Here is a 14,836-nt window from a genome sequence, read left to right as displayed (position 1 = left end):
TCGTATAACTGAACAGCTCGTTTTGTTTGAGGTCGAGTCCACGCATCGGCTTGGGCTGGCTTCGGCAGAAGAGGATGGCCGCCATTTTGCCAGAGCCACGCGGGCTCTGGCTTTTTTCAACGGCCTGCTAGTGGCCGCGTCGATGGTGGCGCCCGACAAGCGCGCCCAGGCGGTCGCCCGCGTGCTGATGGGGCTGACCGTGGCGATCCTGATCGGCAACCCGCTCGCCACCTGGCTCGGCCAGTGGCTGAGCTGGCGCTACGCCTTCGCCCTGGTCGGTGCCATCGCGCTGCTGACCGTGCTGCTGGTCGCCCTGTACCTGCCGCGCAGCCAGAACGAGCCACGCAACAGCCCGCTGCACGAGATGCGCGCCTTCAACCGGCCGCAGGTGTGGCTGGCGCTGGCGATCAGCTCGATCGGCTTCGCCGGGATGTTCTGCGTGTTCAGCTACATGGCACCGACCCTGCTGGAGGTCACCGGCGTCAATTCCGGCTGGATTCCCTTCGCCCTCGCCGCCTTCGGCCTGGGCGGCATCGTCGGCAACATGGCCGGCGGCTGGCTGTTCGACCGGCTGCGCCTGCAGGCCGTCGCCTGGCTGCTGCTGTGGAGCACACTGGTGCTGCTGGTCTTCCCGCTGGCGGCGCAATCGGCCTGGACGATCTTCCCGGCGGTGTTCGCGGTGGGCACCATGGTCTCGCTGTCGCCGGCCTTGCAGACGCACCTGATGGACGTCGCCAGCGATGCCCAGACCCTTGCCGCCGCCTCCAACCATGCCGCCTTCAACATCGCCAACGCCCTCGGCCCCTGGCTCGGCGGCCTGGCGATCAGCGCCGGTTTCGGCTGGACCTCCACCGGCTACATCGGCGCGGCCACCGCCATCGGCGGTCTGCTGGTGTTCGCCTGGGCCTGGAAACTGCGCGAGACCGAAAGCGACACGCTCGGCGCCGGCATCGCCGGCTGCGATCGAGCGTAAAAATCCGACCAAAAGGTTAAGTTTTTTCGCCGAGCGGCCGCTCTACAGGGACTCGTTACAACCAACGGTCCCTGCGATGCCCATTTCCCTGAAAAAGAAAGTGATCCTGCTGGCACTCATGCCGGTACTGCTGCTTGCCCTGGTCCTCTGCGGCGGTACGGCGAAAATCCTCTCCGACCGCGCCGAGCAGGAAATCGCCACCGCTCGCGAACACCTGCTGGAGCAGAGTCGCAAGGAGCTGCAGCACTATGTCGATCTCGCGCTGAGCGCCATCGACGACCTCTACCAGCGCTCCGCCGAGGGCGACCTGGCCGCCCGCGCCGAGGCCATCGAGCGGCTGTCGCGCATCCGCTTCGGCAGCGATGGCTATTTCTACGGCCATGACTCCGAGATCGTCCGGCTGTTTCGCGGCAGCAACCCCGACGGCGTCGGCACCAGCATGAAGGAGCGCCGCGACCAGCAGGGCCGGCCGATCAACGCCGACCTGGTGCGCGCCGCCAAGGACGGCAGCCACTACCTGCAGTACTACTCGTCGATGCCCGGCAACGACGCCGTGCTGATCCCCAAGCTGTCCTACAACCACTACCTGCCCAAGTGGGACCTGGCCATCGGCACCTCGATCAACATCGACAACATCGATGCCGAGGTCGCCGAGGTCGAGGCGCAGATCCAGGCGCGCATCCGCGCCATCGTCACCAGCACCCTGGTGCTGGCGGCGATCATGCTCGGCGTGCTCGGGGTCGCCGGCCTGGCGCTGAGCAACTCGATCCTGCGCCCGCTGCAGCAGATGAAGGACAACCTCGACGACATCGCCGCCGGCGACGGCGACCTCACCCACCGCCTGGCGATCGCCAGCCGCGACGAGATCGGCGAACTGGCCACCTCGTTCAACCGCTTCGTCGAGAAGATCCACGGCATGGTGCGGCAGGTGGTGGAGCTCACCACCCAGCTGACCGGCCTGGTCGGCGAAGTAGCGGCCCAGGCGCAACGCTCGGAAGCCGCCATGGCCGAGCAGCGCCACGAGACCGACCAGGTGGCCACCGCCATCCACGAAATGTCCGCCGCCGCCCAGGAGGTCGCCCAGAGCGCGCAGAACGCCGCGGACGCCGCGCGCCAGACCGACACCGAAGGCCAGCAGGCCAGGCAGGTGGTGGAGCTGAGCATCCAGCGCATCCACGCACTGGTGGCCGACATCCGCGCCAGCGGCACCTCCATGGACAGCCTGCGCCAGGACGTCGACGCCATCGTCGGCGTGCTCGGCGTGATCCGTTCGATAGCCGAGCAGACCAACCTGCTGGCGCTCAATGCCGCCATCGAGGCGGCGCGCGCCGGCGAGGCCGGGCGTGGCTTCGCCGTGGTCGCCGACGAGGTACGCGCGCTGGCCGGGCGCACCCAGCAAAGCACCCAGGAAATCCAGGGCATGATCGACCGCCTGCAACAGGGCACGGCCACCGTGGTGGGCGCCATGAGCCGCTCCAGCGAAGCCGGCGAAAGCAGCAGCGAGCAGGCCAACCGCGCCGGCGCCTCGCTGGATGCGATCGCCCGGCTGATCGGCACCATCAACGCGATGAACGCGCAGATCGCCAGCGCCGCCGAGGAGCAGACCAGCGTCTCCGAGGAAATCAGCCGCAGCGTTCACCAGATCGCCGTTTCCGTCGACCAGGTCGCCGACCAGACCCAGCAGGGTGCGCAGACCGCACGCGACCTGGAGCAGTTGGGCCAGCGTCTGGGCGCACTGGCCCAGCAGTTCCGTATCTGACCGTCCTCCCGTCGCCAACGCCTCCCTGGCCGTAGGCGCTGGCGCGCAATATGCAGTAACCAGTCATTCGGCGGCTGGCCTTGCGAACGGGCACGCGGACAGGTTCCATGAAACGTCGCCTGCACGGCCCCCGTAGGGTGCGCTCCGCGCATCGCATACGCCGGAGCCCGGCGGTACACAGAGCGCGCCCCCTACAAGAAGCCCAGCCCCCGAAATGCCTGATAGCGCCTCGATGTGCGTCGGGCGGCGATGCTATACGGCTCGACGGAGCCCCCCTTTTCATCTGCGAGGTTCATGACAGCATGCCGCGCTTCCCTCTGTTCCGCAGCCGCGCACGACGGCTGTGCCTGCTGCTCGTCGCCGCACTGTTGGCCGGGCTGCCGGTCGGCTGTTCCGTGCTCGAGCAGAAGGAGCGCGAACTGGTATTTCGCATCGAACCCGGCACCGCGACCTGGTTCAGCGGCTTGCCGAGTGGCATCGAGGAGCTGCAGTTCACCGCGCCGGCCTTCGGCGAGGACCAGAACATCCACGCCTGGTGGTGGCCCGCCGCCCGCGCCGACGCTCCGGCGCTGCTCTACCTGCACGGGGTGCGCTGGAACCTCACCGGCCATCTGTTCCGCCTGGAACAACTGCGCGCGCTGGGCTTCTCGGTGCTGGCCATCGACTACCGCGGCTTCGGCCAGAGCCTCGGCGACCTGCCCTCGGAGCGCAGCGTCTACGAGGATGCGCGCATCGCCTGGGAGCATCTGAAAACCCTGCAGCCCGATGCCGGCAAGCGCTTCATCTATGGCCACTCCCTTGGCGGCGCGGTGGCGGTCGACCTGGCGGCCGAACTCGGACGCAACGCCGAACGCGACGACACGCCGACCGAAGCCCGCGCGCTGATCATCGAATCCACCTTCACCTCGCTCGCCGATGTCGCCACGGTGGTGGCCGACACCACGCTGCCGGTGCGCTGGCTGCTGTCGCAGAAGTTCGATTCGCTGGAGAAGATCGACCGGATCGGCATGCCGTTGCTGGTGGTGCATGGCACCGACGACCGCTACGTGCCGGCACGCTTCAGCGAACAGCTCTACCAGGCCGCACGCCCGCCCAAGGAGCTGCTGCTGGTGGAGGGCGCCACGCACAACAACAGCCTGCGCGTAGCACCCAGCGCCTACGCCAGGGCACTGCAGGCGTTGCTCAAGTCCGCCAGTCAGCCGTCGGTGGAGATATCCAGGCGCGATTAGATTCGGCAGCAATACCCTGCTGCTTATCGATAATGTAGAGTCCGCACAAATCTACGTGAGAACTCTACATTGCCCCATTGGCTCTGTTTGATATTGGCTTTGCCGACAGCGAATGCCGCCGAACGCATGCGCGCCTGGCGAGCACTGAAGGCAGCCGGCGCTGCGGTATTGCGCGACGGCGTCTACCTACTACCGGATCAGCCGGCCTGTCGCGAAAGCATGTCCCGTGTCGAGCGCGACATCCTCGGCGGCGAGGGTTATGCCTGCGTTTTGCCGGTGTGCGATCCCCAGGGCGAGCGCTTCGTCTCGCTGTTTTCCAGAGCGTCGGAGTACGCCGGTCTGCGTGCCGAGGCCGATGCTCAGCTCATCCAGGTCACGCCGGAAACCGCGCTGTCGCTGACGCGCCAGGCGCGCAAGTTGCGTAAGGCCTACGCCCAACTCACGGAGATCGACTTTTTCCCGGATGCGGCGCAGCAGCAGGCCGACGCCAGACTGCGCGAGCTAGAACTGGCCATCAGCCGGGCGCTTTCACGCGACGAGCCGAGCAGTCAGGAACAGGCGCTGGAGCGGCTGTCGTTGCACGAGTTCAAGGGACGCACATGGGCCACCCGCTGCCGACCCTGGGTCGACCGCCTGGCCAGCGCCTGGTTGATCAGGCGCTTTATCGACCCCACGGCGCGCATCCTCTGGTTACCGACGCCCGAAGCCTGCCCGAGCGAGGCACTGGGCTTTGATTTCGATGGCGCGCGCTTCAGCCATGTCGGTGACCGCGTCACGTTCGAAACCATTCAGGCCAGCTTCTCCCTGGCGGCGCCCGGGCTCGACCGAGTGGCCGCTGTTGTGCACTACCTGGACATCGGCGGCACCCAGCCTGCCGAAGCCGCGGGTGTGGAGCGAGTGCTGGCCGGCCTGCGCGCCAGCCTGGAAAGCGACGACGAATTACTGGACGCCGCCTGCGCCATCTTCGATGGATTGCTGGCGGCCTTTGCCGTGGAAACGCAGACCGATGAATGACAACAGCATGCAACCCGACTCGGCAAAACCGCGTAGCGAGCCCGTGAGTTTCAGGCAGGCGCTGCTGTTCTGGCTCAAGCTCGGCTTCATCAGTTTCGGTGGCCCGGCCGGGCAGATCGCGATCATGCATCAGGAGTTGGTGGAGCGGCGTCGCTGGATCTCCGAACGGCGCTTTCTCCACGCACTCAACTACTGCATGCTGCTGCCCGGCCCGGAGGCGCAGCAACTGGCGACCTATATCGGTTGGCTGCTGCACCGCAGCTGGGGCGGAATCGTCGCCGGTGCGCTGTTCGTATTGCCGTCGCTGCTGATCCTCATCCTGCTGTCCTGGATCTACCTTGTCTTCGGTGAGGTGTCGCTGGTCGCCGGGATCTTCTACGGCATCAAACCGGCCGTGACCGCCATCGTGCTGCATGCAGCCCACCGCATCGGCTCGCGCGCACTGAAGAACGGCTGGCTGTGGGCTATCGCCGGCGCCTCGTTCGTGGCGATCTTCGCGCTCAACGTGCCCTTCCCGCTCATCGTGCTGGGGGCTGCCCTGGTCGGCTACCTGGGCGGACGCTTCGCGCCCGGTCAGTTCAACCTTGGCGGTGGCCATGCGACGGCGGACAAATCCTATGGCCCGGCGGTGATCGATGACGACACCCCACCACCTGCCCATGCGCGCTTTCGTTGGCCTCGCCTGATCGCGCTGCTCGGCATCGGCGCCGTGCTCTGGATACTGCCGATGGCTCTGCTGATGGCGCTGTTCGGCTGGGGCGGCACACTCACCCAGATGAGCTGGTTCTTCACCAAGGCCGCGCTGCTGACCTTCGGTGGCGCCTATGCGGTGCTGCCCTATGTCTACCAGGGTGCAGTCGGGCACTACGCCTGGCTGACCCCGACTCAGATGATCGATGGCTTGGCGCTGGGCGAAACCACGCCCGGCCCGCTGATCATGGTGGTGGCCTTCGTCGGCTTCGTCGGCGCCTACGTGCAGCCGGTCTTCGCTGCCGACCAGGCATTTGCCGCCGGCGCCCTCGCAGCGTGTCTGGTCACCTGGTTCACCTTTCTGCCGTCGTTCCTGTTCATTCTGGCCGGAGGCCCCGTGGTGGAGTCGACTCACGGCCAGCTCAAGTTCACCGCCCCACTCACCGCAATCACGGCCGCGGTGGTCGGCGTGATCGTCAACCTGGCGCTGTTCTTCGGCTACCACGTGCTCTGGCCAGAGGGCTTCGCCGGCAGATTCGACTGGCCCTCGGCGATGATCGCGCTAGGTGCAGCCGTGGCGCTGTTCCGCTACAAGCGTGGCGTGATCCAGGTGTTGCTGGCCTGCGCTGTGGCCGGCCTGGCAGTGCATCTGCTGAGATAAGCCATCCGGCGACTCAGCTGAATCGCTCAACGCTGCAATCCTTCGAGCAAGGCACGGTGAAATTCTTCCGGCGCCTCGACTTGGGGTGAATGCCCCAGGTCCGGGAAGGCCACCAGCCTGGCCTGGGGAATCATGGCGGCGGCCTGGCGGCCCAGTTCCGGGTAGTTGCCCAGGCGTTTGGCGACCTCGTCCGGCGCCCGGTTGGCGCCAGGCGCGGTGCGGTCCAGGCCGCCGATCAGCAGCAATGTCGGTGTGCTGATACGGGGAAACTCGTGGATCACCGGCTGGGTGAAGACCATTTCCGAAGTCTGCGCCTGGTTCCAGGCCACCCGCTCCTTGCCCTCGCCGGCGTACATGCCGGCCAACATGGCGACCCAGCGGTCGTACTCCGGCTTCCAGTTGCCGTTGTAGTAGAACTTCTGCTGGTAGGCCTTGATGCTGTCGAAATCGGTTTTCAGCTCGGCCTGGTAAAGCTGATCGATGGGTGCATAGGGCACGCCTTCGGCCTGCCAGTCCTCCAGTCCGATGGGGTTCACCAGCACCAGCTGCTCGGCCAGCTGCGGATAGTTCAGCGCCAGCCGCGCGGCCAGCATGCCGCCCATGGAATGACCGATAACGCTGACCTGGTCGATGCCCTCCTGCTGCAACAGGGCCTGGGTGTTGTGCGCCAGCTGGGCGAAGCTGAACTGGTAGCCTTCGGGCTTGCTCGAACTGCAGAAACCGACCTGATCAGGGGCGATTACGCGGTAACCGGCCTCGCTGAGCACCTCGATGGTGCGCTCCCAGGTCGCGCCACAGAAATTCTTGCCATGCAGCAGGAGCGCCGTGCGGCCGTTCGCCTGGCCGGTCGGCGCAACGTCCATGTAGGCCATCTGCATCGGCTTGCCCTGGGACTCGAAACGATAGTGCTTGAGCGGATGCGGATAGCTGAAGCCTTCCAGCTGCGGGCCATAGCTGGTCCGGCTTTCGGCCAGTACTGGCAGGCTCAGGGTAAGGCCGGCGGCAAGCGCCAGAGCGGACACGGCAGTTTTCACGGGGCGACTCCTCTGTTCGGTGAGACAGCTCCGTACATAGGAATGCATTCGTGCTGCCGGGTTCGCGACCGGATTGCGACAGCGCATGTCCCGGCCGCGTCCGCGGCGAATTGCTTCAGAGGCGGAAGCGCCCCACCAGCCGGTTGAGCTGCGTGGCCAGCCGCGCCAGCTCGTCGCTTGCCACCGAAGTCTGCTGCGCGCCGGTGGCGCTCTGCTCGGAAATGTCGCGAATGGCTACCAGGTTGCGGTCCACCTCTCGGGCCACCTGTGCCTGTTCCTCGGCGGCACTGGCGATGACCAGGTTCATCTCGTTGATCTGCCCGACCCGCTCGGCGATCAGCCCCAGCGCCTGATCCGCCTCGTCGGCCATGGCTTGGCTGCGCGCGGCGAATTCGCTGCTTTGCTGCATATCGTGCACCGACTGCTCGGTGGCGCTCTGGATCGCGCCGATCATGCGCTCGATTTCCTGGGTCGAACTCTGGGTGCGCTGCGCCAGGTTGCGCACCTCGTCAGCCACCACCGCGAAACCTCGCCCGGCCTCACCGGCGCGCGCCGCCTCGATGGCCGCGTTGAGTGCCAGCAGGTTGGTCTGCTCGGCGATGGAACGGATCACGTCGATCACCTGGCCGATGCCCGCCGCTTCCTCGGCCAGGCGGGTCACGGTGCCGGCGCTCTCGCCCAGCCGCTCGCTGAGCTGGTCGATGGTCTCGCGGGTGACCGTCACCTGCCGGCGCCCGGCTACGGCGACCTGCTCGGCCTCGCGCGAGGCATCGGAGGTGCGGTTGGCGTTGCCGGCCACCTCGTCCACCGCCGCCGACATCTCGGTGACCGCAGTGGCGGCCATCTGCACTTCCTCGTTCTGCTGGTGGATGCCCTGGGCAGTGTGCTGGGTGACCGCATGCAGCTCTTCGGCGGCGGACGCCAGTTGCGTGGCCGAGCCCTGGATGTCCTGCAGGGTGTCGCGCAGGGTCTGCTGCATCTGCCGGATAGACTGCTGCACCTCGGTGATCTCGTCACGCCCGCGGCACTCGATGGTACGACTCAGGTCACCTGCGGCGACCGAGGCTGCCGCCTGCTTCAGCGCTTCCAGCGGCCGGCTGATGCTGCGCAGCAGGACCAGGGCGAAAATCCCGCCGCCGATCAGCATGACCAGCAGCAAACCGATGTTCAGCACCCGATTGCGCTGGTAGAGCGCCAGAGCGCGCTCGTACTCGCCCTTGGCTTCGCCCAGTTGCAAGCCGATCAGCTCGCTGAAGCCCTCGGAGATCGGGTCGATCAGCGGGTACAGATCGTTGATGACGAACGCGGCCAAGCGCTTTTCGCTGTGGCGGTCGAGAATGCGTTCGAGGTCGTCCAGCGGTGCGTCGGCCTTCTGCATCAGCACTTCGATGTGGGCGGAGGCCTGCCGCTCGGCGTCGATCAGGCTGGTGTTCATGTACTCGCCCCAGAGCCGCCGGATCTCGGCCCGCGCGGTCCGCACGTCATCACGCGCCTGCTGGTAGCTGAGCATCCCGCTGCGCGTCTTGTGCGTGGCGTCGACGATCTTCACCGCATAGAGGTCAGCGATCAGCTTGAGGTCGCGCAGGGGCACCACGCGATCCAGGTAAACGGTGTTGAGGCCTGCGACGCTGCGCTGCTGGGCATGCAGGCCGGTCATGCCGATGACCACGCAGGCGGCCAGCATCATTCCGACCAGAATCAGAAGCCGGGTTCGGATAGTCAGTTGCTGCATCATGGTTCGTTTTCCGTATGGCTTGCCGGGGTTCGACGTTCGGCAATGGGCAGTTAAAAGGCGTATCGTTCGAAGGCTCCCGCATGCGCTCCCGTTGCGGATCGGCATGCAGCCAGTCGAGATGAGCGAAGGGGCGCCTTGTTCTTGAATCCCCGGCAGAAGCGCTTGCGCGGCCGTGCGGGCCTGGTCTCGGCAAGCGCCTTGCTATCGGCCGGCAGCTCCCGTTCTTGAGCGTCCGGGCTGCAAAAAGGCGGCAACGCCACCCGCGGCGCAGATGGCGCCGGGAAACTGCGTCCCGCGCTACGACTCCAACACAAACCTTTTGCAACAGCTTTCCAAAGGAGTTTCCGATGCCAGATCTTTCCGCCTTTCCGATTACCCGCAAATGGCCCGCCCGCGATCCCGAGCGCCTGCAGCTCTATTCCCTGCCGACGCCCAACGGGGTCAAGGTCTCGATCATGCTCGAGGAGATCGGCCTGCCCTACGAAGTGCACCGGGTGGATTTCGAGCGCAACGACCAGCTGTCGCCCGAGTTTCTCTCGCTCAACCCCAACAACAAGATTCCGGCGATCATCGACCCCGACGGCCCGGACGGACGTCCGCTGCCGCTATTCGAGTCCGGCGCGATCCTGCTCTATCTGGCGGAAAAGACCGGCCAGCTGCTGCCGCACGACCCGGCACGGCGCTACCAGACGATCCAGTGGCTGATGTTCCAGATGGGCGGCATCGGCCCGATGTTCGGCCAGCTCGGCTTCTTCAACAAATTCGCCGGCAAGGACTACGAGGACAAGCGCCCGCGCGACCGCTACGTCGCCGAATGCAAACGCCTGCTCAGCGTGCTCGAGCAGCGCCTGGAGCATCGGGAATGGATCATGGGCGACGCCTACAGCATCGCCGACATCGCCGTCTTTCCCTGGGTGCGCAACCTGATCGACTTCTACGCTGCCGGAGAACTGGTCAACTTCAAGCACTTCGCCAACGTCGACCGCGTGCTGCAAAACTTCCTGGCACGCCCGGCGGTGATCCGCGGCCTGGCGGTGCCCAAGGCACCCTAGCCACCACGGCGCGGCGCTTGCGACTAATGGCGCAGCGCAGACTGTGCGCTACGGCACAGCGCCTGGAGCGGCAGGTGATACCTTCGCGGCCCACATTTCCAGCAAGGGACCTGTCGTGAAACTGCTTATCCAGAGCGTCGCCCTGGCGCTGATCGCCAGCATCGCCACCAGCGCCTCGGCCGAGGCCGTACCGTCCAACACCCTGGCCGAGGCGGTCAGCAACTTCTCCGCATACAACGCGCAGCTCGACCAGGCCCTCGGCCAGGAACTGACCGCCGAACGCATGGCGCACATCCATGAGCTCACCTACACGCTCAAGGTGGCTCTGGAACGGATCAACGAGGAGATGGACGGGCTGACCGATACCCTGGAAGAGATCCATATCAGCTCGGAGGCGCAGGATGCCGACGAGCTGAAAGCCTACGGCGCCGACTACCTGAAAACCGCGCGCACGGTGATCCGCTAGCCTCCCGAAACGACGAAGCCCGCCATCGCGGCGGGCTTCGTCGCCCCTCCGGCTCAGGGTTCGAGCGGCAGGATGTCGAAGCCGATCCGGTTGTCGCTGATGATGCGAAACGCCAGGGTCTGCCCCGCCGCCACCTGCGCCAGCTTCTCGCGGCGCAGGCTGAGCTTGCCGCACAGCGTGTCGTCCATCCGGTCGGCCTCGATGCTGACGATCCGCGCCCCGGCCGGCACCTGGAAGCGGGCCTCCTCGCCGACGTGAATCCGCGCCGCCAGCTCGCGGTCGATCAGCACCGCGATGTAGCAGCCGCCGCCGCGCCAGCCGAAATCCCGCGTCACCACCACCTCGCCGGCATTCTCCAGCGGCTGCTGATAGGCCAGCAGCCGCTCGGCCGGTACCGCTTCGATGTCCTCGGGGTCGGGTTGCCAGGAGGAGCAGGCGGCGAGCGACAGCAACGAGGTCAGGGCGAGAATCAGGCGCATGGGCACTCCTTGAGCTGCCGCGTGGAAGCATGCGGCGTTGCGCTCAGCTTAGCCCACCAGCTCAACGACGCACGATGGCGCCGGTCTCGACCAGCTCGGCGTCGCCACCAACGATCTTGGCGTAGGTGGTCTTGGCGTTGACGCGCACCACCTGGATATCGGCCACCTTCTCTTCCATCTGCCCCAGCGACTCCTTGGTATAGGGATCGAACATCTCCTCGCCGAGGAAGTACACGCTGAGCTTGTCGCCAGTCTTGAGGGTCTTGCCGCCCTGGTTGAGCACCACGGTCTTGCCGTTGATCGCGACCACGCGCATCGGATAGATATTCGACAGCGCCCCCTCGACCAGCCGCGAGGCCAGCTCGGCGGCCATGCCCGCCTGGGATGAGCCGTACTTACCGAGCAAGCCACGGATGCCACCATCGCTGAAGTTGATGCTGACCGAGTCGGACCACTTCACCTGACGGGTCGCCGCCAGGATGATCTTGTAGTCCAGCTGTGCGGTGCCGCTGTAGGTGGTAATGGTCTCGCCGGTCAACTGCAGCGTCTTCACGTTGCGCGTACTGCGCAGGGCGCGCAGATTGCCCACCACGATGTAGTCGGCACCGAGCACGTTGCCAGCCCTGGCCTGCTCGGCCAGCGCCGCATCGTCGCCTACCCAGATGGCCTTCTCCTGCTGGAATTCAGCGCCGAACTCGCGATCCAGCACGTTCAGTCGCCGCGACTGGGTGAACAGGTCGAGGATACGATTGCGCAGCTCCGACTCCACCTTGGCCGCCGGCACGTTATCGCCCAGCAGCGAGAAGCTGGCGCGATCGACATGGAACGGCAACACCGCCAGGCTGCGGCGGCTGTCGGCCGGAAGCCCAGGCTTGTCGTACTTGACTACGTGCAGGGTAATGTCTGCGCGGTAGCTGCCGTCGCTTTCCTGCGCCACATCATGCACGTCGTAACGCGACACCACACCACCGGAGGTCAGCTTGAGGTCACCCTGGCGGGCCACCTCGAAGCTGCTGGTGTGAGTGGCCTCGTCGCCTTCGCTGACGCTCTGGCGGCCGGAGATCGACTGCATGACCTCGCGGCTCTCGACGCTGACGCCGGTGACCTGGCGCAAGCCCTGCACCAGCGCATCGGCGATGGCCAGGGTGCGGTTGGCACCGTAGCCGACCGCATCGACCGCCTGCTCGGCGGCCCCGACGGTCGAGCCGAGCAGCATCAGCGCCAGGCCCAGCGTTCTGGCAATCATTCGCATGGGACGCTCCTCAGAAGTCATCGGCCGACATCAGGTCGCGGCTCTGGCTGGTCGCGGCCTGGCCGCCGCTGCGGTTCTGCGCCTGCTGGGTGCCGCCCTGGGCGGTGCGGGTCGGCTTGAAGTCGCGCATGGCGCGGGCGTTCTGTTCACTCAGCGGATGCCAGATATAGACGACGCCGTTGATCTCGTGGCCGTACAGCGGGTGTTTCTCGCTCCAACGGAACAGCTCGCGCGTGCCCGGCAGGTTGGAGATGTTGCCGCGCGCGGAGATTTCCCGGTCGACGGTCTCGATGAACTCCTGGGTCTGCTCCTCCGACTCGGTAATGCTCTGCCCTTCGGCACGCACCACGCCGGTGGTCTGGCGGCTCATCTTCTGGCTGGTGGCCTGCTCCGAGGCGCCGGTGGCGTTGAACAGGTAGGCGAAGTTGGCGTAGCTGGATGCCTTCGCCACGGCATAGGACAGCTCGCGGTTGTCGGCACGCTGTTGGAAGTCGTCGCCACGGTAGGGATTGCTCGCCTGGCCGAAGGAGATCAGCACCGGGTAGCCCTGCTCGTCGTACATGCGGCGAATGCCGAACTCGTTGATCAGTGCCGCCTTGTCGCTGCGCAGCATCTGCAGCAGCGGCTGCTTGCTGGCCTTCGCCGGATCGGCGGCGATGTCGCCCTTGCTCTGGGCGATGTCGTGGACGAACTGGCGGAACTTGCTGGAGGCGACGATGGCCACGGCCACGGCATGGTCGCCGTCCTCGTTGTTGGCTTCGAAGGTCTTCACCGGGATGACCCCGGTCAGGGTCTGGCGGGCGCGGGTGATCGTGGTTTCCGCGACCGAGCGTTCGAACAGCTTGGCACGCTTTTCCTTCGGTGCCGCGCGGAATTCAGCCGGGTCGATGCCCATTTCCTGCAGCTCGCTGTCCAGCTTGCCGCCGACCACGGCGATCGCCTTGTCGAGCAGTTCGCCCAGCTTGCTGCTGGCGCGCAGGTCTGCCTCGCTGAAGGACGGCATTTGGGTCTTGTCGTTGAACAGGCGACTGATGCTCTCGGTACGCACACTGACGCCCAGGTGCTCGACGTACTTGGCCTGCGCCTTGAGCAGCGCTTCCTTGTAGGCCATGACCCGCGCATTGCCCCAGTCGCGACTTTCCGGCTTGGCCATGACCACGGTGCTGGCGGTGGTGTAGAAAATGCCGGGGCGGTCACGGAAGCTCTGCCCGGCCGGCGACTCCTCGAAGGCCTGGATCAGTTCCTCGATCGCCATGCCGGGGTCGCTCACCTGCGGACGGGCGGCCTGGGCGATGTTCGCCGCGGTGGTGTCCAATTCCTGCTCGGAGACCGTCGCGACGGCCTCCACCGCTTCCTGAGCGCTGACCACAGGTACGATGCAGCCGGCCACGGCTAGCGCCAGCAGCGTCTTGCCAATCAATTTCTTCATCGTTGCGTATCCTTACCAGGAGGTACCCTTGGCGCTGCCAAGCTTGCTGATCTGTTCTTCGCCTTCCCACACGGCCAGGCCGTTCTGCAGGTCGCTGAGGGTCATCTGGAAGTAGTACTCGACCAGTTCCTTGTTGCGGTCCACACGGTTGTTGCGCTGCAGGATCTTGCCGGACAGGCTCATGTTCGGCGCGGCCAGCTTCTGCTGGACCAGCGTGGCGCGATCGACCTTGCGCGACTGGCTCAGCTCGGAGAACGCAGTGTTCATCTGGTCTTCAGCACCGTGCAGGCCGATGGCGGTGGTGACCTGTACCTTGCCGCTGCGCAGCAGTTCGACGCGGATCTTCTTCACCAGCTGATCGGTATCGATACGCTGCATTGTGTCGTTGAGCACGGTGGAGACCACCATGATGTTCTTCTTGCCATCGTTCCGATCGACCGCACCGGACTGCAGCATGGATTGCGTCGCGGCCGCAGCGGCCTGTTCGAAATCGGCGGCGGAAAGGCCCAGGGTCACCGGACGGTCCACGGTCGGACCGGACAGCAGCTGGGTCTGCGGTGTACAGCCGACAGTCAGGCCGAGCACGGCGGCCAGCCCCATCGCACGAAACAGCCTGGTTTTATCCCCGAAATTCATTGATTGCTCCCTGAGGCATTGGCGTTGGCAGGTGGTGTGTGGGTATCGAAAAGATGGATGCGGTAGGCCACGGCGCGCGCCGACGGCGCCACGCGGTCCAATGAGTGGCTGACCTGCGGGCGCAGCTCCAGCAGCTCCCAGCGCGAGGCCAGGCCAGGAACCTCGAAGCCGCTGCTGTCGAGCCATTCGAAGCGGTAGCGCAGCTCCTGGCGGCCAAGGCTGCGACTGTGCAGGCGCACGCCGGCGCGCAGCAGATCGCCGGAGGCCTTGCCCTCCTGAACCGACTCGATCTCCAGGTAGCTGCCGGCCCGCGGGCCGATCACCAGGTGCGGATAGGGCGAAGGCTGCGGTTGCGTCTGGCAACCGGCGGCCAGCAGCATTGCGGCTGTCAGGCCCAGGGTACGTAAATGCATGGAGAGGCTCCGAA

The 14,836-nt window shown here is 66.0% G+C and carries 14 protein-coding genes; 7 read left to right on the top strand and 7 right to left on the bottom strand.

The window, feature by feature from the left end:
• From CXK94_RS21185 to chrA, 5 genes are all read left to right on the top strand, one after another.
• Window positions 1-973, top strand: a 973-nt coding sequence (locus CXK94_RS21185) for an MFS transporter (RefSeq protein WP_258005978.1), incomplete at its 5' end; no start/stop codon positions are given.
• A 76-nt stretch (window positions 974-1,049) separates the two neighbouring features.
• Window positions 1,050-2,732 (top strand): methyl-accepting chemotaxis protein, encoded by a 1,683-nt coding sequence (locus CXK94_RS21180; RefSeq protein WP_102895789.1) that lies wholly within the window; start codon window positions 1,050-1,052, stop codon window positions 2,730-2,732.
• Window positions 2,733-3,034: 302 nt separating this feature from the next.
• Window positions 3,035-3,961, top strand: coding sequence for an alpha/beta hydrolase (locus tag CXK94_RS21175; RefSeq protein ID WP_102895788.1), 927 nt, complete (start codon window positions 3,035-3,037; stop codon window positions 3,959-3,961).
• A 69-nt stretch (window positions 3,962-4,030) separates the two neighbouring features.
• Entirely contained in the window at window positions 4,031-4,975 is a 945-nt protein-coding gene (locus tag CXK94_RS21170; RefSeq protein ID WP_258005977.1) for a chromate resistance protein, read from the top strand.
• A 7-nt stretch (window positions 4,976-4,982) separates the two neighbouring features.
• Complete coding sequence (gene chrA / locus CXK94_RS21165) at window positions 4,983-6,326, top strand: chromate efflux transporter (protein ID WP_423835251.1); 1,344 nt, start codon at window positions 4,983-4,985, stop codon at window positions 6,324-6,326.
• 26 nt (window positions 6,327-6,352) lie between these two features.
• Here chrA and CXK94_RS21160 read toward each other — a convergent pair whose 3' ends face one another.
• The gene (locus CXK94_RS21160) at window positions 6,353-7,360 is read right to left on the bottom strand and encodes an alpha/beta fold hydrolase (RefSeq protein WP_049326055.1); all 1,008 of its coding nucleotides are present in this window, start codon (window positions 7,358-7,360) and stop codon (window positions 6,353-6,355) included.
• A 115-nt stretch (window positions 7,361-7,475) separates the two neighbouring features.
• Window positions 7,476-9,095 carry a methyl-accepting chemotaxis protein gene (locus tag CXK94_RS21155; protein WP_102895785.1) on the bottom strand — a complete coding sequence of 540 codons (1,620 nt, stop codon included), beginning with the start codon at window positions 9,093-9,095 and terminating at the stop codon, window positions 7,476-7,478.
• A 347-nt stretch (window positions 9,096-9,442) separates the two neighbouring features.
• Here CXK94_RS21155 and CXK94_RS21150 point away from each other — a divergent pair, with 347 nt between their 5' ends.
• On the top strand, window positions 9,443-10,147 hold the full coding sequence (locus CXK94_RS21150) for a glutathione S-transferase N-terminal domain-containing protein (RefSeq protein WP_102895784.1): 705 nt from the start codon (window positions 9,443-9,445) through the stop codon (window positions 10,145-10,147).
• 115 nt (window positions 10,148-10,262) lie between these two features.
• A complete protein-coding gene (locus CXK94_RS21145) occupies window positions 10,263-10,613 on the top strand; it encodes a DUF6746 family protein (RefSeq protein ID WP_102895783.1) in 351 nt (116 codons plus the stop codon).
• A 53-nt stretch (window positions 10,614-10,666) separates the two neighbouring features.
• Here the strand turns inward: CXK94_RS21145 and CXK94_RS21140 are convergent, their stop codons facing one another.
• The 5 genes from CXK94_RS21140 to CXK94_RS21120 all read right to left on the bottom strand — a co-directional run bounded on the left by CXK94_RS21140 (window position 10,667) and on the right by CXK94_RS21120 (window position 14,822).
• Window positions 10,667-11,092 (bottom strand): 3-isopropylmalate dehydratase, encoded by a 426-nt coding sequence (locus CXK94_RS21140; protein ID WP_102895782.1) that lies wholly within the window; start codon window positions 11,090-11,092, stop codon window positions 10,667-10,669.
• 61 nt (window positions 11,093-11,153) lie between these two features.
• Window positions 11,154-12,344, bottom strand: coding sequence for a hypothetical protein (locus CXK94_RS21135; protein ID WP_146032323.1), 1,191 nt, complete (start codon window positions 12,342-12,344; stop codon window positions 11,154-11,156).
• Window positions 12,345-12,354: 10 nt separating this feature from the next.
• Window positions 12,355-13,773, bottom strand: coding sequence for a DUF6844 domain-containing protein (locus CXK94_RS21130; RefSeq protein WP_102895780.1), 1,419 nt, complete (start codon window positions 13,771-13,773; stop codon window positions 12,355-12,357).
• Window positions 13,774-13,785: 12 nt separating this feature from the next.
• Entirely contained in the window at window positions 13,786-14,409 is a 624-nt protein-coding gene (gene lpoB / locus CXK94_RS21125; RefSeq protein ID WP_218186678.1) for a penicillin-binding protein activator LpoB, read from the bottom strand.
• Entirely contained in the window at window positions 14,406-14,822 is a 417-nt protein-coding gene (locus CXK94_RS21120) for a DUF1425 domain-containing protein (RefSeq protein ID WP_051497170.1), read from the bottom strand. Before CXK94_RS21120 ends, lpoB begins: the two co-directional genes overlap by 4 nt.
• Window positions 14,823-14,836: the final 14 nt, after the last annotated feature.

The sequence above is a fragment of the Stutzerimonas stutzeri genome, from assembly GCF_002890915.1.
Taxonomy (GTDB): domain Bacteria; phylum Pseudomonadota; class Gammaproteobacteria; order Pseudomonadales; family Pseudomonadaceae; genus Stutzerimonas; species Stutzerimonas stutzeri_AF.
This window is presented reverse-complemented; position numbering and strand designations above follow the sequence as displayed.

Coding starts and splice junctions, on each gene's coding strand:
- CXK94_RS21155 (WP_102895785.1), bottom strand. CDS start 9,095: ATGATGCAGCAACTGACTATCCGAACCCGGCTTCTGATTCTGGTCGGA.
- CXK94_RS21140 (WP_102895782.1), bottom strand. CDS start 11,092: ATGCGCCTGATTCTCGCCCTGACCTCGTTGCTGTCGCTCGCCGCCTGC.
- CXK94_RS21120 (WP_051497170.1), bottom strand. CDS start 14,822: ATGCATTTACGTACCCTGGGCCTGACAGCCGCAATGCTGCTGGCCGCC.
- CXK94_RS21135 (WP_146032323.1), bottom strand. CDS start 12,344: ATGCGAATGATTGCCAGAACGCTGGGCCTGGCGCTGATGCTGCTCGGC.
- CXK94_RS21180 (WP_102895789.1), top strand. CDS start 1,050: ATGCCCATTTCCCTGAAAAAGAAAGTGATCCTGCTGGCACTCATGCCG.
- CXK94_RS21175 (WP_102895788.1), top strand. CDS start 3,035: ATGCCGCGCTTCCCTCTGTTCCGCAGCCGCGCACGACGGCTGTGCCTG.
- CXK94_RS21130 (WP_102895780.1), bottom strand. CDS start 13,773: ATGAAGAAATTGATTGGCAAGACGCTGCTGGCGCTAGCCGTGGCCGGC.
- chrA (WP_423835251.1), top strand. CDS start 4,983: ATGCAACCCGACTCGGCAAAACCGCGTAGCGAGCCCGTGAGTTTCAGG.
- CXK94_RS21150 (WP_102895784.1), top strand. CDS start 9,443: ATGCCAGATCTTTCCGCCTTTCCGATTACCCGCAAATGGCCCGCCCGC.
- lpoB (WP_218186678.1), bottom strand. CDS start 14,409: ATGAATTTCGGGGATAAAACCAGGCTGTTTCGTGCGATGGGGCTGGCC.